Here is a 22,836-nt window from a genome sequence, read left to right as displayed (position 1 = left end):
CCGTCATGCGAAAGCTCATCGAAGCCGCCCACCTGGTGCTCGCACGGGGCAACCCATGGTCCGCAACGCCCACCACCTGAAACATGGTTGCTCCACCATGCTGCGCATGGTCCCCCTCCCCCTACGGGTGAGGAGAGCCCGGCAGCGACGTCCACAATAATCCTAGTCTATCGCCGCCCAGTTGCCGTGGAAGCCGAACGGCATCCTGCGCGGCATCTCCGCGATGGCCACGGGGCCTTTCTCGATGTCCTGCGCTTCGAAGATCGCCAGGTCCGAGCGGTTCTCGTCTGCCCGCCAGATCACCGCGGTGAGCCAGCCGTCGCCCTCCGCAGCGTCGGCCGAGCGGGGCACGAACACCGGCTCGGACGTCAGGTCCCCGCCGTTCAGCTGATAGACCTGCCGCTTGCCCGTCTGCAGGTCGAGATGGGCGATGGCGCACTGCTTGATGGTGCCGCTGCCGGTCGGATCGGCGGCGTACCAGCCATGGCGGTGCCTCAGCGTCTCCACCCGCGGATCGACGCGCGGGAACTCCCCGTCCAGGTCGTCCAGCGGGGTCTCCTTGATCGCGTCCGAGGCGTCGTTCAGGTCGAAGGTCCAGCGCACCAGCCGGGCCGCGGCCTTGTCGCCCGGCGAGCCGTCGGCCTTGGGGAACAGCGGCGCCACGTCGTAGCGCATCACGTCGCAGAAGATCTTGCCGTCCTCCTCCCAGCTGTTCAGCGGGTGGAAGACGTAGCAGGCCTCGGTGTTGAACCAGCGGATGGTCGAGACGTCGGCATCCCGACGCATGACGCCCACGTACGAGCCCTTCTCCGGCTCCCAGGCGAACGCCGGCTTGCCGCTCATCGCCCGCTCCAGGCTGGCCGTCAGCGGCAGGATCGGGAACAGGGCGTGGTTCTCGGTGACCATGAAGTCGTGGACCATGCAGGCGAAGGGCGCCTGGAAGTCCTGGCGGCGCACCAGCCGGCCGGCCTTGTCCGTGACGCCATAGCTCATCCCCGCCGACAGCGGCATCTGGCCGACGCCATAGGCGAACCACACCATCTCGCCCGTCTTGGGGTCGAGCTTCGGGTGGGCGGTGACCTTGCCCTTGAACTCGCGATCGTAACCCTTCGACTCCAGGGTCCGCGGGTCCATGCCGAAGGGGTGGTGGCCCTCCTCCAGCGCCAGCAGCTTCCCGGCGTGCCAGACGATGTTGGTGTTGGCCACGCCGCCCTCGTTGCCGATCGCCAGCGGGTCGGTGGTCATCGGATTGCCGAAACTGCCGAACAGCGAGCGGCCGTGCTCGTGCTCCAGCTCCCACTTGGGCGTGCGGACGTAGCGGTTGCGGTAGCTGACCTTGCCGTCCGCCACGTAGAAGCCGTGGACCATGCCGTCGCCGCCGAACCAGTGGTGGTTGGGGTCCCGGGGCTCGAACTGCGGGTTCGGGCCGATGCGGAACAAAGCGCCGCGCAGGCCCGGCGGAATCTCACCCTTCACCGTCAGGTCGAAGTCGTCTTCCGACCGGATCGGGGCGAAGTTCCCCGCCAGATACGGATTGATGCGCACATCGCCGTCCATGGTCGTCGCCTCCACTTGCTTGTTGTAACTTACGTTGTAAATTCATGCGGGAGGCCGTACCCCTTGGCAAGCCTTTTCTGCAGCAGCCGAGTCGAATGCCGCGCGTCCTGACCGAGACCGATGTCGCCGACTTCCGCGAGCGCCTGTGCGCCGCCGCCGAGCGGCTGTTCGCGGAGAAGGGGCCCGATGCGGTCACCATGCGCCAGCTGGCCTCGGCGCTGGGCGTCTCGCCCATGACCCCCTACCGGTACTTCCAGGACAAGGACGACATCCTGGCGGCCGTGCGGGCCAACGGCTTCAACCGGTTCGCGGAGGCGCTGGAGGCGGCGCGCGGCAGCGCCAAGAGCGCCCGGGCCAAGGCCGCGGCGGTCGGCGAGGCCTATGTCCGCTTCGCCTTCGACCACCCGCACACCTACAAGCTGATGTTCGACCTGAACCAGCCGATGGACGACGCGTATCCCGAGCTAGTGGACGCCGGCCGCCGCGCCCACGAGACCCAGACCGCTTGGGTCAAGGACCAGATCGAGGCCGGCGAGATGGCCGGCGATCCCGAGCAGATCGGCGCCATGTTCTGGGCCGCGACCCACGGGGTGGTGGTCCTGGAGATGGCCGGCAAGCTGCCCGCCGGCGCCGCCCGCGACCTGCACCACCAGATCAGCGCCACCCTGGCCAAGGGCCTCAAGCCCGGCGCTTGACGGCCCTTCAGGGAAACCTGCGACCATGCCCGGCAATCAGCGGGAGGCGGGCGTGGCGGACATCAGACCCTTTGAAGTGACCTGGACCGAGGCCGAGGTCGGCCGCGTGCTGGACCAGGTCCGCGCCTACCCTTGGCCGCCGGCGCCGGACGTCCCCGACGGCTGGGCCTACGGCTGCGACGGCGCCTACCTGAAGGGGCTCTGCGACCACTGGACCGCCGCCTACGACTGGCGCGCCGCGGTGGCCGACCTCAACCGCTTCCCGCAGTTCACCGCCCGGGTCGAGGAGTTCGATCTCCACTTCCTCCACGTGGTGGGCGGGGCTGGCGGCAAGCGGCCGCTCCTGGTGACGCACGGCTGGCCGGGCTCCCACTACGAGTTCTGGCAGTCGATCGAGAAGCTGGCCTTCCCGTCGCGCTTCGGCGGCGATGCGGCCGACGCCTTCGACCTGGTGGTCCCCTCTCTCCCCGGCTTCGGCTTCTCCTCCAAGCCCGCCCGGCCCATCGGCCAGCGCACCACCGCGCGCCTGTTCAACACCCTGATGACCGAGGTGCTGGGCTATCGCAGCTATCTCGCCCAGGGCGGGGACTGGGGCGCCATGGTCACCTCCTGGCTCGGCCGCGAGCACGGGGCCAGCGCTCGGGCCATCCATCTCAACATGCTGGGCTTCCGGCCGCACGGGGGCCCGACGAGCGAGGCCGAGATCGCCTGGGCCCAGAAGCAGGCCGCCGCCATGGACATGATGGGCGCCTATTTCCGGCTGCAGGTCTCCAAGCCCCAGTCCATCGCCTGGATGGGCGCCGGCAATCCCGTGGGCCAGGCCGCCTGGATCGCCGAGCGCTTCCACGACTGGTCGGACCTGCGGGCCAAGACCCTGGACGAGGCCCATCCCAAGGACCGCCTGCTCACCAACATCATGCTCTATGTGATGACCGGCAGCTTCACCTCCGGCGCCTGGTACTACCGCGGCATGGTGGAAGAGGGCGGTCTCGCGCTGGCGGCCGGCGAGCGGGTCGAGACCCCCACCGCCTTCGCCAATTTCCCGGGCGAGCCGCTCTATTCCGCCCCGCCCCGCGCCTTCGCCGAGCGCGCCTACAACATCGTCCGCTGGACCGACCAGCCCCGCGGCGGCCACTTCGCCGCCATGGAGGAACCCGACCTCTTCGTCGCCGACGTCCAGGCCTGGGCCCGCGAGCACGGCTGACGCGCCGACGGCGCGTTCGGCAGGTTTGACATCGGGTCTGGCCGCTGCGCGGCGGGAACCGTAGAAGCCCGCCCATGGCCCGCTACGACTTCGCTTCGGACAACACCGCCCCCGCCACGCCCGAAGCGATGGAGGCGATCGTCGCGGCGAACACCGGCTTCACGTCGGGCTACGGCAGCGACCCCGTGAGCGCCCGCGCCGCGGACCTGTTGCGGGAGACCCTGGACGCCGACGCCGAGGTGCGGTTCGTGGCCTCCGGCACGGCCGCCAACGCGATCTCCATCGGCGCCCTCTGCCGGCCGTTCGAGGCGGTGCTGGCGCACGAGCACGCCCACATCTGCACGGATGAGACCGGCGCCCCAGGCCTCTTCGGCCACGGCCTGGGGCTCTTCGGCCTCCCGGGAGCCTCGGGCAAGATCGATCCAGCCGCCCTCGCCGGACCGCTGAACGCCCCCGACGTTTCGCACCGCCAGTCTCCCGCCGCCCTGTCGATCACCAACGCCACCGAGTACGGCACGGTCTACACGGAGGGCGACCTGCGCGCCCTGATCGGCCCGGTGAAGGCCAAGGGCTATGGCGTGCACCTGGACGGCGCGCGCCTGGCCAACGCCGCCGCCGCCGGCTTCGACCTCAGGGCCATCGCCGGCCTGGGCGTCGACATCCTGGTGGTGGGTGGGACCAAGGCCGGCATGCCGCCGACCGAAGCCGTGGTGATCTTCGACCGCAACATCGCCCGCCGCTTTGACGCACGGCTGAAACAATCCGGCCAGCTTCCTTCGAAGGGCCGGTTCTACGCCGCGCCCTTCATCGGCATGCTGGCCGGCCACGCCCTGATCCGGCACGCGGCGCACGCCAACGCCATGGCCCGCCGCCTCGCGGACAGGATGCCGTTCCGCGTCATCCATCCCGTTGAGGCGAATGCGGTTTTCGTCGAGATGGACGAGGCGCGGCTGGCGGCGCTCCACGCCGCGGGCTGGTTCGTCTACCGCTTCCTCGACGGCTCGGTCCGCTTCATGTGCTCCTGGGCCACCACCGAGGATTCGGTGGACGAAATCGCCGAGACCCTACGCAGCATTGCCTAAATCGGTCGGCCGGGAGTCTGTCCGACCGGGGCATGGCCTTGCCGCAACCGGGCGATGTGTGGCGCCGAAGCCGCAAATCGTGGAAAATCCGTAATGTTACCCGACCGTTCGTCGTAACTGCGGCCGCTTTTCGTTGCCCGCGTGACACGTGCGTGACAGCTATCGAGACCACCCTCAGGTGCAGGGTTCGTCAGCCATCGACGTGAAGCCGCGTCGACGCGAGGAGAGCTGTGCGCCCGAGGGAACAAGCGTCGGCATCGCCTGGCGCCCTCCACGTAACCCGTTTCCAGGCCGGGGGGCCGCAAGAATGAAAGTCCAAATGAACACGAAGCTTCGAAGCGCGCTGCTCGCGTCAGCCGCTGCCTCCGCAACCCTGCTCGCCATGCCCACCATCGCCCAGGCGCAGGACGCCGGCGAAGGCGTCGACGTCGGCGAAATCGTCGTCACCGGCTCGCGCATCCGCCGCGACACCTTCAGCGCGCCGCAGCCGCTCGCGGTCGTCAGCGCGGAAGCCATCCGGGAGTCCGGCCAGACTTCGATCGGCGACATTCTCCTGGATCAGCCGTCGATCAACCCGAACCAGAACGCGCAGACCACCTCGGGTACGCTGTTCCTGGCGGGTCAGGCGCGCGCTGACATCCGCGGCCTCGGCGCCACCCGCACCCTGGTGCTGATGGACAACCGTCGCCTGCCGTTCTCCGACGCCTCGTCGCCTGCCGTCGACCTCAACACCATTCCCTCGCTGATGGTGGAACGGATCGAGACGGTGCCCGGCGGTGTCTCCGCGGTGTATGGCTCGGAAGCCATCGCCGGCGTCGTCAACTTCATCATGAAGAAGGAGCACGAAGGCCTCGAGCTCGACATCCAGGGCGGCATCACCGAGGAGAACGACGGCGAGGAATTCCGCGCCGGCTTCAACTGGGGCAAGAAGTTCTTCGATGACCGGCTGAACGTGCTGGTCGGCGGTGAATACGCCACGCTCGACAAGATCATGCAGCGCGACCGGGACCAGCTCTACCCGGGCTTCCGCCGGAACAACGCCCCCGGCGTCAATCCCCAGCCCATCATCCCCAACTCGCGCACCAACAGCAACACGACGGCGACCTTCCAGCTGATCGGCGGCAACGTGGTGGGCACGGCGCGCGCCGTGACGCTGGACGCCCGCAACCCCACGCAAGTCGTGCGCCTGTCGCCCGCCTGCTCGACCCAGACCGTTCAGCCCAACTGCCAGGACGAAGCGCTCACCTACAGCAACGTCTTCAGCGCGCTGCAGGGCAAGGCGAACCGGGGCGTTCTGCGCACCTACATGGACTACAAGATCACGGACACCTTCAAGGCGTTCGTCGATGCTTCCTACGTGAAGGTCAGCGGCTACGGCATCTTCGGCCCGGCATTCTCGAACGCGGCCGGCGGCGGCACCATGCCGCTCGTGCTGCGTGGCGATAACGCCTACCTGAATGGTCCGGGCGCCACGGCCGCCGCGCTGCGCGCTGAATGGCTGGCGGCCGGCAAGACCCTCACCCAGGGTTCGACCGCGAACGTCGGCAAGCAGTTCGTCGAATTCGGCGGCCGCGACGTGAAGACCGAGCGGGAACAGTACCGCATCGCCGGCGGCATCGAGGGTCAGTTCGAGACGTTCGGGCGGCAAGTGAACATGGACGGCTACGTCCAGTATTCGCGGCTGGACGGCACGACGATCTCCTACAACGTGCCGAACGTCGCCCGCGTCCAGCAGGCGACCGATGCCGTGATGCTGAATGGCCAGGTGGTGTGTCGTGACGCGGCGGCCCGGGCCGCGGGCTGCACGCCCTGGGACCTCGTCAACGGCCCGTCGCGCGAAGCCATCCTGTTCACCAACGCCAACTCGACGACCGACCAGAAGATCACCCAGACGGTGGCGGGCCTGAACTTCGCCACCGAGCTGTTCGAACTCCCGGCCGGCCCGGTGGGCGTGGCGTTCGGCGCCGAGTACCGCAAGGAAACGAGCTTCTTCGAGCAGGACGCCCTGGGCGCCTCCGGCGCGCTGTTCTTCAACGCGATCGGCACCCGCGAGGGTTCCTACAACGTGAAGGAAGCCTACGGCGAAGTCCGGATCCCCATCCTGAAGGACGTGCCGTTCGCCGAAGAGCTCAGCGTCGAACTGGCTGGCCGCGTCTCCGACTACTCGACGATCGGCGGCACGGATCAATACCGGATCGCGGCCACCTGGGCGCCGGTCCGCGACATCCGCTTCCGGGCCAGCGAGTCCACCGCGGTGCGCGCGCCGAACATCATCGAGCTGTTCTCGCCGCAGAGCCGGAACTTCACCACCACCGCGACGGACCCCTGCGATGCAGCGGTCTTCGCGGGCGCCACGGCGGCCCAACAGGCTGCCCGTCGCGTCACCTGCGCCGCGGCCATCCCCGGATGGAACTCGGCGACCTTCCAGTCGAACTTCGGCGCGGGACGTCCGTCTCTGGCGCTCCTCCAGGGCGGCAACCCCGACCTCGGGCCGGAAACCGCGCACACCTACCAATACGGTGTCGTGGTCCAGCCGCGGTGGATCCCGGGCCTCCAGATCTCGGTGGACTTCTTCAAGTACAACATCGACGGTCAGGTCGGCACGATCCCGATCAACACGCTGTTCAACCAGCTCTGCTACGACGACGCGACCACCGCGTACGCCTCCAACCCGTACTGCGCCCAAATCCGCCGTGACCCCACCGGGACGGGCGGCAGCGGCATCGTCGGCGGCGTGTCCGAGGTCGTCTTGGTCCAGCAGAACGTGGCCAAGGTGAAGGTCGAAGGCTACGACTACTCGATCGCCTACGGCTTCCGGACCGAGGACCTGTTCGGCCAGGACTACGGTGACATCGCGATGCGCCTGGACGCGACGTGGATGTACCAGTTCCAGCTGCAGGGCCTTCCCGGCCAGGCGTTCACCCAGCTCGCGAACACGATCAACAACGCGACGCCGGAGTGGCGGGCCACCGGCTCTGTCCGCTGGACCAAGGACAAGCTCTCGCTGACCTGGAGCACGCTCTGGATCGACTCCATGATCGCGAACAACGCGTTCCAGCCGAGCCAGCTCGACCCGTACTACACGGGCGACTACTACCGGCATGATATGCGCGTGTCCTACAAGTACAGCGACGAGCTGTCCCTGCGGGCCGGCATCATCAACGTGTTCGACCGCTATCCGCCGAAGATCTCGGACAACCAGATCTTCACCGGGACGGGCGTCGGCGCGTCGCAGTACGACAACCGCGGCCGGTTCTTCTTCATCGGCGCGAACATGAACTTCTAAGTCGGATTGGCCGGGGCCTTCGGGTCCCGGCCTTTGCGGCGACCTGATAGCGAAAGAGCCGCCGGGGCGACCCGGCGGCTCTCTTGTTTTCGGCGCTGTGGCGGCGGCTATTCCGCCGGCTGCAGCGACTTCTTCACGACCGCGCCGGCCAGCCGGCCCGTGATGATCTCCTCGGCCTCGCGCACGATGCGATGGATCAGCTCGGCGCAGGTGGGGATGTCGTGGATGAGGCCCTGGACTTGGCCCGCCGACCAGATGCCGTAGTCCGGGTCCCCGGCCTCGTAGACCACCTTGCCGCGGGCGCCGGCCACCAGGTCCTTCACGTCCTCGAACTTGGCGCCGCCGGCCCGCTCGATCCGCACCACTTCGTCCGAGACCGCGTTCTTCGCCACGCGGGCGGTGTTGTGCATGGTCCGGAAGATCAGGTTGGTCTGGCGCTCGTCGTTGGCGACGATCTGCTCCTTCACCTTCTGGTGGATCGGGCTCTCGACCGTGGCCATGAAACGGGTGCCCATGTTGACGCCCTCCGCCCCGAGGGCCAGGGCCGCCACCAGGCCGCGCGCATCGCCGAAGCCGCCCGAGGCGATCATCGGGATCTTCACCTTGTCGGCCGCGGCCGGGATCAGGATCAGGCCGCCCACGTCGTCCTCGCCCGGGTGACCGGCGCATTCAAGGCCGTCGATGGAGATGGCGTCCACGCCCATCCGTTCGGCCGACAGCGCGTGGCGGACCGCGGTGCACTTGTGGATCACCTTCACGCCATGGGCCTTGAAGTGGTCGACGTGCTCCTGCGGCTTGTAGCCAGCCGTCTCGACGATCTTCACGCCCATGTCGATGATCGCCTGGCGGTACTCTGCGTACGGCGGCGGCGTGATCGCCGGCAGGATGGTCAGGTTCACGCCGAACGGCTTGTCGGTCAGCTTGCGCGCCTTCTCGATCTCCCGGCGCAGGTCGTCGGGCGTCGGCTGGGTCAGGGCGGTGATGAAGCCCAGGCCGCCGGCGTTGGCCACCGCGGCCACCAGCTCGGCCCGGCCCACCCACTGCATCCCGCCCTGGACGACCGGATGTTCGATCCCGAAAGTCTCGGTGAAGCGCGTCCTGAGCGCCATTGGCATCCTCCCAAACAATTGTTCGGATGCAGTTGAACTCCCATACCCCACGTCAAGCAAGCGGCGGGGGCTTGGGCCTTTACTGGATGCCGCTGCGCCCGATGGCGTAGAAGCGCTCGGCACGCTTGGTCTTCAGCTCCTCGGCCGAGAGCCCCTCCAGCGCCTTCAGCTCCTCCTCGACCGCATCGCCCACCGCGGTCATGGCGGCTTCGGGGTCGGAGTGGGCGCCGCCCGCCGGCTCGGGGATGATCCGGTCGACGATCTTCAGCTTCACGAGATCCTGGGCGGTGATCTTCATCGCCTTGGCGGCCTCGCCCGGCGTGCGCGCGCCGCGCCACAGGATCGAATTGGCGCCCTCCGGCGGGATCACTGAATAGATGGCGTGCTCCAGGATCAGCACCCGGCTGCCGCAGGCGATTCCCAGCGCCCCGCCCGAGCCGCCCTCGCCGGTGACCACCGCCACCATCGGCACTTCCAGCATCAACGCCTTCTCGGTGGAGCGCGCGATGGCTTCGGCCACGCCCCGTTCCTCTGACGCCATGCCCGGATAGGCGGCCGGCGTGTCGACGAAGCTGATCACCGGCAGCTTGAACCGCTCGGCCAGTTCGAACAGGCGCACGGCCTTGCGATAGCCCTCGGGGCGCGCATAGCCGAAGTTGTGCTTCACGCGGGTGACGGTGTCGCGGCCCTTCTCGTGGCCCATGATCACCACGGGCTGGCCTCGGAACCGGCCGATGCCGCCCATGATCGCCTGGTCGTCGGCGAACTTGCGGTCGCCGCGCAGTTCCTGGAACTCCTCGATCAGGGCGCCGACGTAGTCCACGAAGTGCGGCCGGTCGGGATGGCGCGCCACCTGCGTCTTCTGCCAGGCGTCGAGGTTCGAATAGGCCTCGATGCGCAGCTCCTGCGCCCGCGCCCGCAGGGATTCCAGCTCCTCCTCCACGCCGCCGCCGGCGGTTTCCGAGAGCTTGGAGAGTTCCTCGATCTTGGCTTCGAGGTCGGCGATCGGTCGCTCGAACTCGAGGTAGTGCGCGGCCATCAGGCGTCCGTCCGTAAGAGGCTGCCGCCTCGGGAAGCGGCGGAAAGTAGGGCTGAACCGTCGCCGTCACAAGCGGTGAGGATGGGGCCCGGTTCCGGTCCGACGGAACGGTCAAGCCTCAGGAGTCGTTTGGCGTGATCGAGGAGACCAGGAGCTAGAGATGAAAAACGTCATAAAGATCGGAATGGCCTCGGCGCTGGCCCTCGCCACCGCCATGCCCGCCGTCGCCCAGCAGTACCGGCCGACGGACGAGTATGTCCGCGAACAGCGGGCCTACGACGCCCAGCGCGCGCAATACGAAGACCAGCGCGCCCAATACGAGGAGCGCCGCGAAGACTATCGCGAGACCCGCCGCGACTATCGTCAGGCGCGTAGAGACTATGAACGCCGCCTCGCCGAGTGGAACCGCGCCCGGGTGATCTACGACCGCCGCTATGGCTCCGGCGCCTATGCGCGGATGTACGCCCGCCCGGTGTGGGACCAGACCTACTGGACCCGTAATGAGCCGCCGCCCTACGCCGGCTATTACGGCCGCCCCGCCTCGGCGACCAACGTCCCCTGCACCACCCGGAGCGGCAACGGCAACACCGTGGCCGGCGGCGTGCTTGGCGCCCTGGCCGGCGCGGTGCTCGGGTCCCAGGTCGCCTCGCGCGGCGCACGGACCGAAGGCGCCGTCCTGGGCGGCGTGGCCGGCGCCGTGATCGGCGGCGCGGTCGGCAACTCGCGCGACAACGACTACAAGTGCGACAATCGCGGACCCTACTTCTCGTACGACGACACGGTTCCGTACCGCGAAGGCCGCACCCGCTACTCGTCGGCCTACGACACGAATTATTACCAGCGCCAGCGCTGCCGCCTGGCCCCGGCGCCCGTCGACGCCTACGGCCGCGACATCCGCTACGTCCGCGTCTGCCCGGACAGCGACGGCCGCTACCGCATCACGGGCTGATCGGGAGGTCCCTCCCTTAATGGGGAGGGACAGACCGCGAAGCGGCAGGGTGGGGAATGCGGGTCGGGCTCAGCGCCCGATCGCAAGTTCCCCACCCGACCGTTCGCTTCGCTCCGGCCACCCTCCCTTCGCAGGGAGGTGTGAGGCCTACTTCTTCCGCGCCAGCGGGTGCCGCGTCTGGACCACCTCCCGCAGGCGGTCCGACGCCACGTGCGTATAGATCTGCGTCGTCGCGATATCGGCGTGCCCCAGCAGCGTCTGCACGACCCGCAGGTCGGCTCCGCCCTCCAGCAGGTGGGTGGCGAAGGCGTGGCGGAGCACGTGCGGGCTGACCCGCGCCGGGTCGATCCCGGCATCGGCGGCCGCCTCGTCCAGCACCTGGGCGAACCGCCGCGGCGTCAGGCGGCCGGCCTTGCTCCGCGAAGGGAATAGCCAGGGGTTTGCCTTGTCCCCCTTGGGCAGGAAATGCGGTCGCGCCGCCAGATAGGCCTTCACCGCCGCCCGCGCCGTATCGTTCAGCGGCGCCAGCCGCTCCTTGCCGCCCTTTCCCCTGACGATCAGATAGGCCGGGTCCCGCTGCAGCGCCGCCAGCGGCAGGGCCGTCAGCTCCGAGATCCGCAGGCCCGAGGCATAGGCCAGCTCCACCATGCAGCCGAAGCGCAGCCCCTGCGCCCCGTCGCGGGCCGACGCCGCGCCGATCAGGCGGTCCATCTCCTCGCGGCTCAGCACCTTGGGCAGCGGCCGGCCCTTCTTCGGCGCCTCCACCCGGCGCGAGGGGTCGTCGTTCCGCCAGCCCTCGCCCAGGACGAACCGGTAGAACTGCCGCACCGCCGCTCGCCGCCGGGCCGCCGTGGCGGGCGACAGGCCCCGCGCGCCCAGGTCGGCGAAATAGGCCTCCACGTCCTCGGCCGAGGCGTCCGCCAGGCCACGTCCACGCCCCGCCAGAAACTGGCCGGCGTCGGTCAGGTCGCGGGAATAGGCCGACAGGGTGTTGCGCGCGGCGGCCCGTTCGACCGCCATCATCTCGAGGAAGGCCTCGGCCCAGTCGGCCCCCTTCGCGCTCATTTCAGGCCTGCCAGGCCCTCGAGCACGAAGAGGCGGGCATCGTCGGCCAGGCCGGCGCGGATCAGGGTGCGGACGATGCGGACGCGGTCGCCCAGGGCCGGGCCGGCCGCCCCCGCGTCGGCGCAGGTCCACAGCGCCAGCAGGGCGGCCTCGCCCACCCGCCGGCTGTCGGCGGCGGCCTCCAGCGCCAGGTTTCGGCCGGCCGGCGCCTTGCCCTCGGGCACGGGCAGAGCCGAGATCCGGGCCCGGTCCGGCCCCGGCAGATCGTTGGCCAGCGCCGCCAGCAACAGCGCCGCCGCCTGCAGCCGCGGCTTGGACTTGGGGTCGGTCGCCTCGGCGGCGGCCGCGATCAGCGCCGAGACCCCGCCCTCGGGCGGCAGGCCCGACACCACCGCCTGGGCCAGGCCGCCGATCTGGCCATCGATGACCGTCACGTCGAAGGCGGGCGCCGCCGGCTCCGCGCCCGAAAGCGCTGCGGCCACCGCGGGACCGGGTTTGGCCGCCGTGAGGTCCAGCGCCAGGCTCTTCGACAAGGCCAGGTCCAGGCCGTTGCGCAGCGAGGCCGCGCCCGGCGCGGTCCCCGACAGCTTGGCGGCCATCAGCCGGCCATAGACGGCGTCCCGCGCCTGGGCCTGGGCGAGGTCGAAGGTAAGCTGGGCCTGCGCCCCCTGCCCCGCCTCGACCTGGCAGAACGCGCGCAGCCGCAGCCAGTAGGGTTCGCCCCGGCCGGCCGATAGCCCCTCGGCGATGGAACAGGCCCGGGCGTTGTCGCCGGCCAGCAGGGCCGCCTCGGCCGCCGCCTGCGAGAGGACGGCGCTGCGCCCCATGCCCGCGGCCCGATCGAGGATGCGGCTGGCCGCGGCCCCGTCGCCCAGGGCGATCAGGGCGCCGGCCCGCGCCCCGGTCAGGGCTTCGTCGTCCGCCGACCCGTCCGGCCCTCGCGCGCCGGTCGCCAGCACGCGCCGCGCCAGAGAGGCGGCGGCGGGCGAGAGCGGCTTGGACGCCAGCATGGGCAGCACGGTCCGCGCGGTCTCGATGGGCGTGCCGCTCCATAGATCGGCGGGCAGGCCGGTATCCCGGCCAGGCGTCGAAAAGGCGTCGGGGGCGGCAAGTTGGACGACCTCCACCTGGGCGTGGGCGGGCGCCGCCGCCAGGATCAGGAGGCTTGCGATGAGGGCGATACGAGACATGGCCGCCAGCTTACCCACGCAGGCACGTTGGCGCGAGGGGGCAGGGTCGTGTAAAGGCTGCGCCGTTCATGGACCGCTACGAACCGCTCCGCCGTCGGACTATCGCGCTTGTGGGCCTCATGGGCGTCGGCAAGTCGAGCGTGGGCCGCCGTTTGGCCAACGCCCTGAGCCTGCCGTTCCGCGATGCCGACGCCGAGGTCGAGGCCGCGGCCGGACGCTCCATTCCCGAAATTTTCGCCGAGCTGGGCGAGCCCGCGTTCCGCGACGGCGAGCGCCGGGTGATCGCCCGCCTGCTGGAGGGGCCGCCCCATGTGCTGGCCACCGGCGGCGGGGCGTTCATGAACGCCGAGACCCGGGCGCTCATCAAGGCGCACGCCATCTCGATCTGGCTGAAGGCGGACCTGGAGGTGCTGGCCCGCCGCGTCGGCCGCAAGGACAGCCGCCCGCTGCTCGCTGGCAAGGATCCCATGGACGTCCTGCGCGCCCAGGCCGAGGTCCGCTATCCCATCTACGCCGAGGCCGACATCACAGTGGAGACGGGCGACACCGCCCATCACATCGCCGTGGGCCAGGTGATCGAGGCCATGTCGAAATATCTGGGCGAGACCTGCGAATGAGCCTCACCGTACCCGTGGGGCTCGGCGAGCGGACCTATGACGTCGTGGTGGGCCAGGGCCTGCTGGACGTCGCCGGCCGCCTCATCGCCCCGTTCCAGACGCGCGGCCGCACGGCGGTGGTGTCCGACGAGACCGTCTGGCGCCTGCACGGCGAACGGCTCACCGCCGCCCTGGCCGCCGCGGGCATCACCGCCCTGCCGGTGATCGTCCCGCCGGGCGAGCAGACCAAGAGCTTCGAGGGGCTGGCCGACGTCTGCGACCGGCTGCTGGCCCTGGAGCTGGACCGCGGCGACATCGTCACGGCCTTCGGCGGCGGCGTGGTCGGCGACCTCGCCGGGTTCGCGGCGGCGATCTACAAGCGCGGTATCGACTTCGTGCAGATCCCCACCACCCTCCTGGCCCAGGTCGACTCCTCGGTCGGCGGTAAGACCGCCATCGACACGCCCCGGGGCAAGAACCTGGTGGGCGCCTTCCACCAGCCGAAGCTGGTGCTGGCCGACCTGTCGGTCCTCTCCACCCTGCCCGATCGCGAGATGCGCGCCGGCTACGCCGAGATCGTCAAGTACGGCCTCCTGGGCGACCCGGCCTTCTTCGAGTGGCTCGAGGCCAATGTTGCGGCCGTCCTCGCGCGCGATCCGGACGCCCTGTCCCAGGCCGTGGCCCGCTCGGTCCAGATGAAGGCGCAGATCGTCGCCGAGGACGAGAAGGAACAGGGCCGCCGCGCGCTCCTGAACCTCGGCCACACCTTCGGCCACGCCCTGGAATCCGAGACCGGCTACGGCGAGGCCCTGCTGCACGGCGAGGCGGTCGGCGCCGGCATGGCGCTGGCGTTCCGCTTCTCGGCCGCGCAAGGGTTGGCCAGCGGGCAGGACGCCGTCCGCGCCACCCGCGCCATCGCCGCCGCCGGCCTGCCCACCACCTTGCAGGAGGTGGCGGGCCATCCCTTCGATGCGAACCGCCTGGTCGCCCACATGGGCCAGGACAAGAAGGCCGAGGCCGGCCGCCTGACCTTCATCCTGGCGCGCGCCCTGGGCGAAGCCTTCGTGGCCCGTGACGTGGACGCCGGCGCCGTGCGCGACTTCCTGATCGCGGAAGGCGCAACCCGATGATCGTCGCCCTCATCGCGGCCCTCGCGCCGTCCCTGGTCTTCCTGCTGACGCTCTCGGCCCTCCTGTCGGCCGCCGAGACCTCCATGACCGCCGCCAGCCGCGGCCGGCTGCACCAGCTGGAGCGGGAGGGCGATCGCGCCGCACGGCGGATCAACCGCCTGCTGGGCAACCAGGAAACGATGATCGGGGCCATCCTCCTGGCCAACAACGTCATCAACATCGGCGCTTCGGCCCTGACCACCAGCGTCCTGTCCGTGGCCTTCCCCGGCCCGCTGGGCGCCCTGATCGCCACCGGCGTCATGACCGTGCTGGTGGTGATCTTCGCCGAGATCCTGCCCAAGACCCTGGCCATCGCCCGCGCCGACGACGTGGCCCGCACCCTGTCGGTGCCGACCTTCTGGGTGGTGCGCATCTTCGGCCCGCTGGCCGACGGCGCCCAATGGGTGGTGCGCCTGACCCTGCGCCCGTTCGGGATCAAGCTGGACGCCGGGACCGACGTCCTGGCCGCTCACGAGGAGATCCGCGGCGCGGTGGAATACCACCACTCCGAGGGCCTGGTGGAGACCCGCGACCGCTGGATGCTGGGCGGGGTGCTGGACCTGGGCGAGATGGACGTCTCCGAGGTCATGGTCCACCGCCGCTCGATGGAGACCGTGGACGGCGGCCTCAGCGCCCGCGAGATCGTGGCCGAGACCCTGGCCAGCCAGCACAGCCGCGTGCCGATCTACCGCGACGAGCCCGAGAACGTGGTGGGCGTCCTCCACGTGAAGGACCTCTTGCGCGCCATCACCGACGCCGACGGCCGGATCGACGACCTGGACGTGGGCGCCATCCTGCGCGAGCCCTGGTTCATCCCCGAGACGACCTCGCTCAAGGACCAGCTCGCCGCGTTCCTGAAACGCCAGAACCACTTCGCCCTGGTGGTCGACGAGTACGGCGGCCTGCAGGGCCTGGTCACGCTGGAGGACATCCTCGAGGAGATCGTCGGCGAGATCGAGGACGAGCACGACGTCGTGGCCGCCGGCGTCAAGCCGGCCGACGGCGGCGGGGTCATCGTCGAGGGCTCGGTCACCATCCGCGACCTGAACCGCGCCATGAACTGGAACCTGCCCGACGACGAGGCGGTGACCGTGGCCGGCCTGCTGATCCACGAGGCCCAGGCGATCCCCGAGGTCGGCCAGACCTACACCTTCTACCACCACCGCTTCCGGGTGGAGGCCCGCAAGGGGGCCCGGATCACCTCACTGAAGGTCGAGCCGCTGCCCCGCGAGGACGACGGCGAATAGGCTCAGCCTTCGCGGTAGTAGGGCTCGACCGGGCCCTGCAGCTTCATGGTCAGCGCGTTGCCGTGCCGGTCCTTGGAGTTGCCGACGGCCAGCCGCACCCAGCCTTCGCTGACGCAGTATTCCTCGACGTTGGTCTTGTCCTGGCCCTTGAACCGCACGCCCACGTTCCGCTGCAGGACGTCGGCGTCGTAGTACGGGCTGTTCGGGTCCACCGACAGGCGGTCGGGCAGGGCCGGAGGGGTCTCTTCGCTCATGCGCGGGGAGTTCGCACAGACCTGACCCGCATTCAAGCTGGCGCCGCCCCCTCTTCTCACCCGTAGGGGGAGGGGGACCACCCGCAGGGTGGTGGAGGGGGACCGACGCGGGTCCGGCGCCGCCAGCATGCTCCGAACCGAAGAGCCGATTGCCAAGCCGCCTCCGACGCGGTTCAACAGCGGCCATGAAACTCGCCGTCGCCGCGCTCGCGGCCCTGCTCGCCGCCGCGCCCGCCATGGCCGAAAAGCTTCCCGCCCAACGGATCTTCGAAAGCCCCGACATCTCCGGCCCCCGCGCCAAGGGCGTGAAGCTGTCGCCGGACGGCAAGTCGGTCACCTACATCAAGACCCGCGCCGACGACCTGACGATCACCGACCTCTGGATCGCCGACGTCTCCGGCGGCGAGCCGCGCCTGCTGCTCGACGGCAAGCAACTGGCGCCGGCCGAGCGGGAGCTTTCCGAAGCCGAGAAGGCCCGGCGCGAACGGGCCGGCGTCGCCACCCGCGGGGTCGTCGACTACGACTGGGACGACCAGGGCAAGCTCATCCTCGCGCCGGTCGAGGGCGACGTCTGGGTCTATGACGTCGCGGCGAAACAGGCCCGCCAGATCACCCGCACCGCCGGCGACGAGATCGACGCCAAGATCTCGCCCAAGGGCGGCTACGTCTCCTACGTCCGCGACGACAACCTCTACGTCGTCCCGCTCGCCGGCGGGGCCGAGCGTGCACTCACCGAAGGCGGGACCGAGCTCAAGAGCTGGGGAACCGCCGAGTTCATCGCCCAGGAGGAGATGGACCGCCACACCGGCTACTGGTGGAGCCCCGACGACCGGGCCGTCGCCCTGGCCTTCGTCGACCAGACCGGCGTCGATATCGTCGAGCGCCCAGAGGTGAACGCCACCGGCGCCCGGGTCGTGCCCCAGCGCTATCCCCGCCCCGGGCGGCCGAACGCCCGCGTGGACCTCTACGTCCAGCCCCTGGACGGCGGCCCGCGGGTGAAGGTGGACCTGGGCGCCGAGGCCGACATCTATCTCGCCCGCGTCGCCTGGTCGAAGGACGGCCGGACCCTCTATGTCCAGCGCCAGGCCCGCGACCAGCGCCGTCTCGACCTGCTGGCCGTCGATCCCGCCACCGGCCGGGGCAAGGTGATCCTCACCGAAACCAGCCCGCACTGGGTCGACCTCGGGGACGACTTCAAGCCGCTGAAGGACGGGACCTTCCTCTGGTCGTCCGAGCGGTCGGGCTATCGCCACCTCTACCTCTACGCCGCGGACGGCAAGGTGATCCGCCAGGTGACCGACGGCGCCTGGCCCGTGGAGAAGATCGAGGGTCTCGACGAGGCCGCCCGCACCGTGATCTTCGCCGCGCACAAGGACCGGCCCGGCGAGCGGCGCATCTACGCGGTGTCCTACGCCAAGCCCGCCCAGCCCAAGCCGCTCACCTCGGCCGGCGGCTGGTGGACGGTCACCGTGGCGAGCAAGGGCGGCGCCTTCGCGGGGACCTACGAGGACCCCAGGACCCCGCCGCAGGCCGCCCTCTACCGCGCCGACGGGACCCGCGTGCGCTGGATCGAGGAGAACGCGCTGAAGGCCGGCCATCCGTTCTGGCCCTACGTCGATCGCCTGCGCCCGCCCGAGTTCGGGACCCTCAAGGCCGCGGACGGCAGCGACCTGTGGTGGTCCCTGCGCACCCCGCCCGGCTTCGACCCGGCGAAGAAATATCCGGTGATCGTCCAGGTCTACGGCGGCCCGTCCGGCCCGCGCGTGGCCAGCAACTGGCACACGCCCGAGGACCAGATCCTGCTCGACGCCGGCTACATCCTGTTCCGTCTCGACAACCGCGGCGTCGGCCATCGTTCGGTGGCCTTCAAGACCGCCATCGACCGGCGCATGGGCCAGCTCGAGGTCGACGACCAACTCGCCGGCGCAAAGCACCTGCAGTCCCTGCCCTATGTGGACGCGAACCGCATCGGCGTCACCGGCTGGTCCTACGGCGGCTACATGACCCTCCTGATGCTGACCGCGCCGGACAGTCCCTTCAAGGCGGGCGTCGCCGGCGCCCCGGTCACCGACTGGAAGCTCTACGACACCCACTACACTGAGCGTTTCATGGGCACGCCGGCCAACAACGCCGACGGCTATGCCAAGTCGGAAGTGGTCGGCCGGCTATCCCGCCTGAAGCCGGGCTCGCTGCTCCTGGTGCACGGCATGGCCGACGACAACGTCACCTTCGACCACTCCACCCGCGTGCTGTTCGCGCTCCAGGCCGAGGGCAAGCCGTTCGAGACCATGGTCTACCCCGGCCTGCGCCACCGCGGCGGCTGGACGCCCGCCAACCGCAGGCACCGGGCGCTGCAGACGCTCGACTTCTTCGACCGCAAGCTCAAGGGCGATTAGAGGCCAGCCTCGCCGCCCGCGCCTGGGCCTCCCGGGTGCGCGCCAGGATCCGCGGTGCGAAGTAGTCGATGAAGGCGCGCACCCGCGGCGCATCCTTCAGTTCCGGCCGGGTCAGGATCCAGGTGTAGGCCGTGCTCTGCGGCCGCGGCGGGAACACCTCGACCAGGTCCGGCTCCAGCCCCGCCATGACCGTGGGCATAGGCCCGATGCCCAGCCCCGCGCGGATCGAGGCGAAGAGATTGGTGGTGCTGCTCGACTTCAAGGCCACCGTCGCCTCCGGCGCCTGGACCAGCAGGTCGCCCAGCCCTGGGAAGGTAAAGGGGTCGCCGTCCGCGGCGATGATCGAGTGGTCTTTGAGGTCCGCCGGCGTCGTGGGCAGCCCCCGCCGCGCGGCGTAGTCGCGGCTGCAATAGAGGGTCCACTGGGTCTCCTCGATCTTGCGCGCGACGAGCGTCGAGTCGGGCAGGCTGAATGCCCCCCGGATCGCCACGTCGGCCTCGCCGGCCTCGATGTCCAGCCGCTCGTCTGTGATCACGACCTCCAGGAGCAGGTCCGGATGCAGCGCCCTGAACTCGGGCAGCATCGGCATGAAGTCCGCGTTCGCCGTCATCTCGCTCATGGTGACCCTTAGGGTCCCCGCGACGCCGCGCCGATGCACCTCCAGGGTTTGCCGCATGGCCTGGGCCGCGCGCTCCATCGTCTCCGCCTCGGCCACGAGGGCGCGTCCCACCTCGGTCAGGTCCGCTCCTGCCTGATGCCGCTCCACCAGCCGCGCGCCAAGGTCCCGCTCCAGGGCCTCCAGCCGGCGGGCCACGGTGGTCTGGTTGACCCCCAGCTCGCGGGCCGCCGCCGCGGTCGAGCCGCCGCGCGCCACCGCCAGCAGCGCCTTGACGTCATTCCAGTCGAACATGTCCCCATGTCCGCACGCCGGGGCGTGGGCCGCAAGACGCAGGGCTAGGCTTACGCCGCCGCAGAGGCGTCTTTGCGTTCTTCGGGCTGGAGCACGGCCTCGATGGCGGCGATCAGCCCGCCCAACTCGATGGGCTTGGCGACGACGCCGTCCATGCCGGCGGCCATGTAGTCCTGGACCTGGCCGGGCATCACATTGGCCGAGACCGCCAGGATGGGCGTGCGGCGCAGGCCGCGCTCGGCCTCCAGCACGCGGATCGCCCTGGCCGCGTCGACGCCGTTCATCACCGGCATCTGCACGTCCATCAGCACCACGTCGAACCGGCCCTCGGCGAGGGCGTCCACCGCCTGCCGGCCGTCCTCGGCGAAGACCAGGTCCGCGCCCAGCGGCGCCAGCATGGCCCTCAGCAGCAGCCGGTTCGTCGCATTGTCCTCGGCGGCCAGGATGCGCGACGGCGTCAGGACAGGCTCGGCCGCGGCGGTTTCGGCCGTCGGCGGCGCCGATGCGCGAAGCCATTCGAGCGGCAGGTCGAAGGTGAAGGCCGACCCGCGACCCTCCACGCTGGTCACGGCGATCTTGCCGCCCATCAGCTCCACGAACTGGCGCGAGATCGCCAGGCCCAGACCGCTGCCGCCGTAGCGGCGGGTGGCGGTGGGGTCGACCTGCGAAAACCTCTGGAACAGCCGCGCGACCAGGTCGGGCGCGATGCCCACCCCGGTGTCCGACACGGTGCAGGCCAGCCCCTCAGGCGTCCGTCGCACCCCCACCCGCACTTCGCCCGCCGCGGTGAACTTCACGGCGTTCGACACCAGGTTGGCCAGCACCTGCCGGATGCGCCCGGCATCGCCCATCCAGACGCCTTGCGCCGCGGGCTCCACCTCCACGAGGAAGCGGATCCCCTTCTGGCAGGCCAGGGCGGCAAACCCCCGCGTCGCGCCGGCCACCGTCTCGTCGAGGTCGAACGGCTTCGGGTCCAGCTCCATCCGGCCCGCCTCGATCTTGGACAGGTCCAGGATGTCGTTCAGCAGACAAAGCAGCGCCTCACCCGAGTCCCGGATCACCGCCACCTTCTCGCGGTCCGCGGGCGCCAGGTCGCTGCGGCCCAGCACCTGCGCCATGCCCAGGACGCCGTTCAGCGGCGTGCGAATCTCGTGGCTCATGTTGGCCAGGAACTGCGACTTGGCGATGTTGGCGGCCTCGGCGCGGTCCCGCGCCGCCTCCAGCTCGCGCATGGCCGCGGTCAGGTCGCGCTCGTGCGCGCCCAGCCGGCGCGCGACGCGCAGGATTTGCAGGCCCAGCGCCGCCATCACCCCGCCGACCGCCAGGAGCCCCAGCAGGACCACCGGCGCCGCCTCCTTCAGGACGCGCAGGCCCGGCCGCTTCGGCGTCCAGGAGATCCAGCCCACGGGCCGGCCGCTGGCGTCGTGCAGCGCCAGCGCCGAGCGCGGATGGCGGGGCGCCGTATCCAGCCGCGGCTCCGGAATCCGGATCTGCCGCAGCGTGGTCATGAGCGCCCGGTCCATGCGCTGCGCCGAGACCACCACGACGGCCGGCCCCGGCCAGCGCGGAATGTCCACACTCTCCGGCGTCACCGTCGAGACGGCCGTCAGATAGTGGACGCCGTCCGACACGATCATGCCAGACGCGGTTTCGGCCAGACCAGGATCGGCCGGCCTCGACGGCAGTGCGCGGGCCCCGCGATCCGCCTCCAGCGCCCGGACGCGGCGGACCAGCGGGGCGGCGTCGGCGAGGAAACGATCCTGGGACGACGGCGCAACCCGAGCATCACCGGCCCACGCGTAGAAAGGCCGCCCCAGGCCGTCGATCGCCACCGTCAGGTCGTGGCCGCGATTGCTGGCGAAGTAGCTCCCTATTTCCTCGTCGGCCCACTCGAGGTCTCCGCCAGGCCGGAAACCTTCGTAGGCCTGGTTCCAGACCGTGGCGGTCGTCACGTCGCCGACCAGAGCCCGCAGCGACCGTTCAAGCGCGCTGCCGACCCGGGCGCGGTCCTCCCGCGCCTGGAGATCGTCCAGGGCATAGGATCCGCCTGCCAGCAGCGCCGTCACGCCGATAAGCACGAGCACCACCAGCGCCGCGCCCAGCGCCATGAAGCGCCGCAGGGCGGCCTGGCCTTCCGTCAGTTCGATGATGGGTCGCGACGACATCGCTCCCCACTTGTCGCGCGCCCGCACAAGGACCGGTAAACACCGGTCGCCGAACCCCGCTGACAAACTGTCGCAGGCCTATCTCGGCTTGCGGAACTTCATCACGAACTGGTCGGTCTTGCCCCGGATCGCCGGGTCGAAAACGCTGGCCGTGTGCGGATCCGAAGGGTCCTTCAGCAGCGGGCTCTCGCTCTCCAGCTTGAAGCCGGCGGCCTCCACCTCCTGCTTGACGATGGCCGGGTCGATGCGGTGCACCTTCATCGCGGGCTCCAGGCCCGAGCCGGCTACGGCCACGTGGTCGACGATCAGATAGACCCCGCCGGGCTTCAGCGACTTGAACACCTCGGCGTTGACCTTGGAGGCCGTGTCCTTCGGGAACGGGGTCAGGTGCAGGTCGTGATAGTTCTGGACGGTCAGCACCAAGTCGACGCCGTCCGGCAGGTCCAGCGCGCCGAACGTCGAGGTCAGCGGCGTGACGTTGGCGTAGGCCCCGGCGACCTTCTTCTGGTCCTCGCCGTACTTGGCCTGGAACTGGATGAACTCGGCCGGCTGGTAGGCGATCACCTGCCCCTTCGGCCCCACCGCTGCCGACAGCAGCCGGGTGAAGTATCCGCCGCCCATCACCAGGTCGACGACCTTGTCGCCTGGCTTCACGCCAGCATAGGCCAGGAGCTCGCCCGGCTTGCGCGCCGCATCCCGCGCCACCTCGTCCGCCGGCCGCGACGTGTCCGCCATCGCCGCGACGATATGGGCCGGCGTCGCCGCTTGGGCAGCCGCGGCCGCGGGGCCCGCCAGCGCCAGGGCCGCCGCGGCGGCCATCATCCACATCCGCGCCATCGCGCGTCTCCTCCATTGTTGTGGGCCGAACCTAGCACCCGCGACAGCCGCGCCTCTAGCGGGTTGCGGGGAACGGCCGTATCCTT

The 22,836-nt window shown here is 70.2% G+C and carries 18 protein-coding genes; 9 read left to right on the top strand and 9 right to left on the bottom strand.

Annotated features, from left to right (window positions below):
- Positions 1-162 precede the first annotated feature (162 nt).
- Positions 163-1,557 (bottom strand): carotenoid oxygenase family protein, encoded by a 1,395-nt coding sequence (locus A2790_RS18370; protein WP_293394635.1) that lies wholly within the window; start codon positions 1,555-1,557, stop codon positions 163-165.
- A 95-nt stretch (positions 1,558-1,652) separates the two neighbouring features.
- On the opposite strand from A2790_RS18370, the gene A2790_RS18365 reads away from it, so the two are divergent.
- The 4 genes from A2790_RS18365 (at position 1,653) to A2790_RS18350 (ending at position 7,824) form a co-directional block, all read left to right on the top strand.
- The gene (locus tag A2790_RS18365; RefSeq protein WP_293394632.1) at positions 1,653-2,252 is read left to right on the top strand and encodes a TetR/AcrR family transcriptional regulator; all 600 of its coding nucleotides are present in this window, start codon (positions 1,653-1,655) and stop codon (positions 2,250-2,252) included.
- Between the two features lie 52 nt (positions 2,253-2,304).
- A complete protein-coding gene (locus tag A2790_RS18360; RefSeq protein WP_293394629.1) occupies positions 2,305-3,456 on the top strand; it encodes an epoxide hydrolase family protein in 1,152 nt (383 codons plus the stop codon).
- Between the two features lie 74 nt (positions 3,457-3,530).
- Positions 3,531-4,538: a beta-eliminating lyase-related protein gene (locus A2790_RS18355; protein WP_293394626.1), complete on the top strand. Its 1,008-nt coding sequence runs from the start codon at positions 3,531-3,533 to the stop codon at positions 4,536-4,538.
- 319 nt (positions 4,539-4,857) lie between these two features.
- Positions 4,858-7,824 (top strand): TonB-dependent receptor, encoded by a 2,967-nt coding sequence (locus A2790_RS18350; RefSeq protein WP_293394623.1) that lies wholly within the window; start codon positions 4,858-4,860, stop codon positions 7,822-7,824.
- A 107-nt stretch (positions 7,825-7,931) separates the two neighbouring features.
- Here the strand turns inward: A2790_RS18350 and A2790_RS18345 are convergent, their stop codons facing one another.
- Entirely contained in the window at positions 7,932-8,933 is a 1,002-nt protein-coding gene (locus tag A2790_RS18345; RefSeq protein ID WP_293394620.1) for a nitronate monooxygenase family protein, read from the bottom strand.
- A 79-nt stretch (positions 8,934-9,012) separates the two neighbouring features.
- Positions 9,013-9,972, bottom strand: a complete 960-nt coding sequence (locus tag A2790_RS18340) for an acetyl-CoA carboxylase carboxyltransferase subunit alpha (protein ID WP_293394617.1) — start codon at positions 9,970-9,972, stop codon at positions 9,013-9,015.
- Between the two features lie 160 nt (positions 9,973-10,132).
- On the opposite strand from A2790_RS18340, the gene A2790_RS18335 reads away from it, so the two are divergent.
- Positions 10,133-10,921, top strand: a complete 789-nt coding sequence (locus A2790_RS18335) for a glycine zipper 2TM domain-containing protein (protein WP_293394614.1) — start codon at positions 10,133-10,135, stop codon at positions 10,919-10,921.
- Positions 10,922-11,068: 147 nt separating this feature from the next.
- Here A2790_RS18335 and A2790_RS18330 read toward each other — a convergent pair whose 3' ends face one another.
- Positions 11,069-11,986, bottom strand: coding sequence for a site-specific tyrosine recombinase XerD (locus A2790_RS18330; protein WP_293394611.1), 918 nt, complete (start codon positions 11,984-11,986; stop codon positions 11,069-11,071).
- The gene (locus A2790_RS18325; protein WP_293394608.1) at positions 11,983-13,176 is read right to left on the bottom strand and encodes a hypothetical protein; all 1,194 of its coding nucleotides are present in this window, start codon (positions 13,174-13,176) and stop codon (positions 11,983-11,985) included. Before A2790_RS18325 ends, A2790_RS18330 begins: the two co-directional genes overlap by 4 nt.
- A 68-nt stretch (positions 13,177-13,244) precedes the next feature.
- Here A2790_RS18325 and A2790_RS18320 point away from each other — a divergent pair, with 68 nt between their 5' ends.
- Genes A2790_RS18320 through A2790_RS18310 form a run of 3 tightly spaced genes read left to right on the top strand, consistent with a single transcriptional unit; the run spans position 13,245 to position 16,188 of the window.
- On the top strand, positions 13,245-13,793 hold the full coding sequence (locus A2790_RS18320; protein WP_293394605.1) for a shikimate kinase: 549 nt from the start codon (positions 13,245-13,247) through the stop codon (positions 13,791-13,793).
- Complete coding sequence (gene aroB / locus A2790_RS18315; protein WP_293394602.1) at positions 13,790-14,902, top strand: 3-dehydroquinate synthase; 1,113 nt, start codon at positions 13,790-13,792, stop codon at positions 14,900-14,902. The genes A2790_RS18320 and aroB overlap by 4 nt, the downstream gene beginning before the upstream one ends.
- Complete coding sequence (locus A2790_RS18310) at positions 14,899-16,188, top strand: HlyC/CorC family transporter (RefSeq protein WP_293394599.1); 1,290 nt, start codon at positions 14,899-14,901, stop codon at positions 16,186-16,188. The genes aroB and A2790_RS18310 overlap by 4 nt, the downstream gene beginning before the upstream one ends.
- 2 nt (positions 16,189-16,190) lie before the next feature.
- Here A2790_RS18310 and A2790_RS18305 read toward each other — a convergent pair whose 3' ends face one another.
- Positions 16,191-16,442 (bottom strand): DUF3297 family protein, encoded by a 252-nt coding sequence (locus A2790_RS18305; RefSeq protein ID WP_068874533.1) that lies wholly within the window; start codon positions 16,440-16,442, stop codon positions 16,191-16,193.
- Between the two features lie 185 nt (positions 16,443-16,627).
- Here A2790_RS18305 and A2790_RS18300 point away from each other — a divergent pair, with 185 nt between their 5' ends.
- Positions 16,628-18,838 (top strand): S9 family peptidase, encoded by a 2,211-nt coding sequence (locus tag A2790_RS18300; RefSeq protein ID WP_293394594.1) that lies wholly within the window; start codon positions 16,628-16,630, stop codon positions 18,836-18,838.
- Here the strand turns inward: A2790_RS18300 and A2790_RS18295 are convergent.
- The 3 genes from A2790_RS18295 to A2790_RS18285 form a co-directional block, all read right to left on the bottom strand.
- Complete coding sequence (locus tag A2790_RS18295; protein ID WP_293394591.1) at positions 18,825-19,748, bottom strand: LysR family transcriptional regulator; 924 nt, start codon at positions 19,746-19,748, stop codon at positions 18,825-18,827. The genes A2790_RS18300 and A2790_RS18295 overlap by 14 nt on opposite strands.
- Before the next feature lie 50 nt (positions 19,749-19,798).
- A complete protein-coding gene (locus A2790_RS18290) occupies positions 19,799-21,913 on the bottom strand; it encodes an ATP-binding protein (RefSeq protein ID WP_293394588.1) in 2,115 nt (704 codons plus the stop codon).
- Positions 21,914-21,991: 78 nt separating this feature from the next.
- A complete protein-coding gene (locus tag A2790_RS18285; protein ID WP_293394585.1) occupies positions 21,992-22,750 on the bottom strand; it encodes a class I SAM-dependent methyltransferase in 759 nt (252 codons plus the stop codon).
- Positions 22,751-22,836 lie beyond the last annotated feature (86 nt).

The organism is Phenylobacterium sp. RIFCSPHIGHO2_01_FULL_69_31, assembly GCF_001824475.1.
GTDB lineage: Bacteria > Pseudomonadota > Alphaproteobacteria > Caulobacterales > Caulobacteraceae > Phenylobacterium.
This window is presented reverse-complemented; position numbering and strand designations above follow the sequence as displayed.

Excerpts from the sequence above, each read along its gene's own strand:
- A2790_RS18370 (WP_293394635.1), bottom strand. The coding sequence starts at position 1,557 with ATGGACGGCGATGTGCGCATCAATCCGTATCTGGCGGGGAACTTCGCC.
- A2790_RS18365 (WP_293394632.1), top strand. The coding sequence starts at position 1,653 with ATGCCGCGCGTCCTGACCGAGACCGATGTCGCCGACTTCCGCGAGCGC.
- A2790_RS18355 (WP_293394626.1), top strand. The coding sequence starts at position 3,531 with ATGGCCCGCTACGACTTCGCTTCGGACAACACCGCCCCCGCCACGCCC.
- A2790_RS18350 (WP_293394623.1), top strand. The coding sequence starts at position 4,858 with ATGAACACGAAGCTTCGAAGCGCGCTGCTCGCGTCAGCCGCTGCCTCC.
- A2790_RS18345 (WP_293394620.1), bottom strand. The coding sequence starts at position 8,933 with ATGGCGCTCAGGACGCGCTTCACCGAGACTTTCGGGATCGAACATCCG.
- A2790_RS18340 (WP_293394617.1), bottom strand. The coding sequence starts at position 9,972 with ATGGCCGCGCACTACCTCGAGTTCGAGCGACCGATCGCCGACCTCGAA.
- A2790_RS18335 (WP_293394614.1), top strand. The coding sequence starts at position 10,133 with ATGAAAAACGTCATAAAGATCGGAATGGCCTCGGCGCTGGCCCTCGCC.
- A2790_RS18330 (WP_293394611.1), bottom strand. The coding sequence starts at position 11,986 with ATGAGCGCGAAGGGGGCCGACTGGGCCGAGGCCTTCCTCGAGATGATG.
- A2790_RS18325 (WP_293394608.1), bottom strand. The coding sequence starts at position 13,176 with ATGTCTCGTATCGCCCTCATCGCAAGCCTCCTGATCCTGGCGGCGGCG.
- A2790_RS18320 (WP_293394605.1), top strand. The coding sequence starts at position 13,245 with ATGGACCGCTACGAACCGCTCCGCCGTCGGACTATCGCGCTTGTGGGC.
- aroB (WP_293394602.1), top strand. The coding sequence starts at position 13,790 with ATGAGCCTCACCGTACCCGTGGGGCTCGGCGAGCGGACCTATGACGTC.
- A2790_RS18310 (WP_293394599.1), top strand. The coding sequence starts at position 14,899 with ATGATCGTCGCCCTCATCGCGGCCCTCGCGCCGTCCCTGGTCTTCCTG.
- A2790_RS18305 (WP_068874533.1), bottom strand. The coding sequence starts at position 16,442 with ATGAGCGAAGAGACCCCTCCGGCCCTGCCCGACCGCCTGTCGGTGGAC.
- A2790_RS18300 (WP_293394594.1), top strand. The coding sequence starts at position 16,628 with ATGAAACTCGCCGTCGCCGCGCTCGCGGCCCTGCTCGCCGCCGCGCCC.
- A2790_RS18295 (WP_293394591.1), bottom strand. The coding sequence starts at position 19,748 with ATGTTCGACTGGAATGACGTCAAGGCGCTGCTGGCGGTGGCGCGCGGC.
- A2790_RS18290 (WP_293394588.1), bottom strand. The coding sequence starts at position 21,913 with ATGTCGTCGCGACCCATCATCGAACTGACGGAAGGCCAGGCCGCCCTG.
- A2790_RS18285 (WP_293394585.1), bottom strand. The coding sequence starts at position 22,750 with ATGGCGCGGATGTGGATGATGGCCGCCGCGGCGGCCCTGGCGCTGGCG.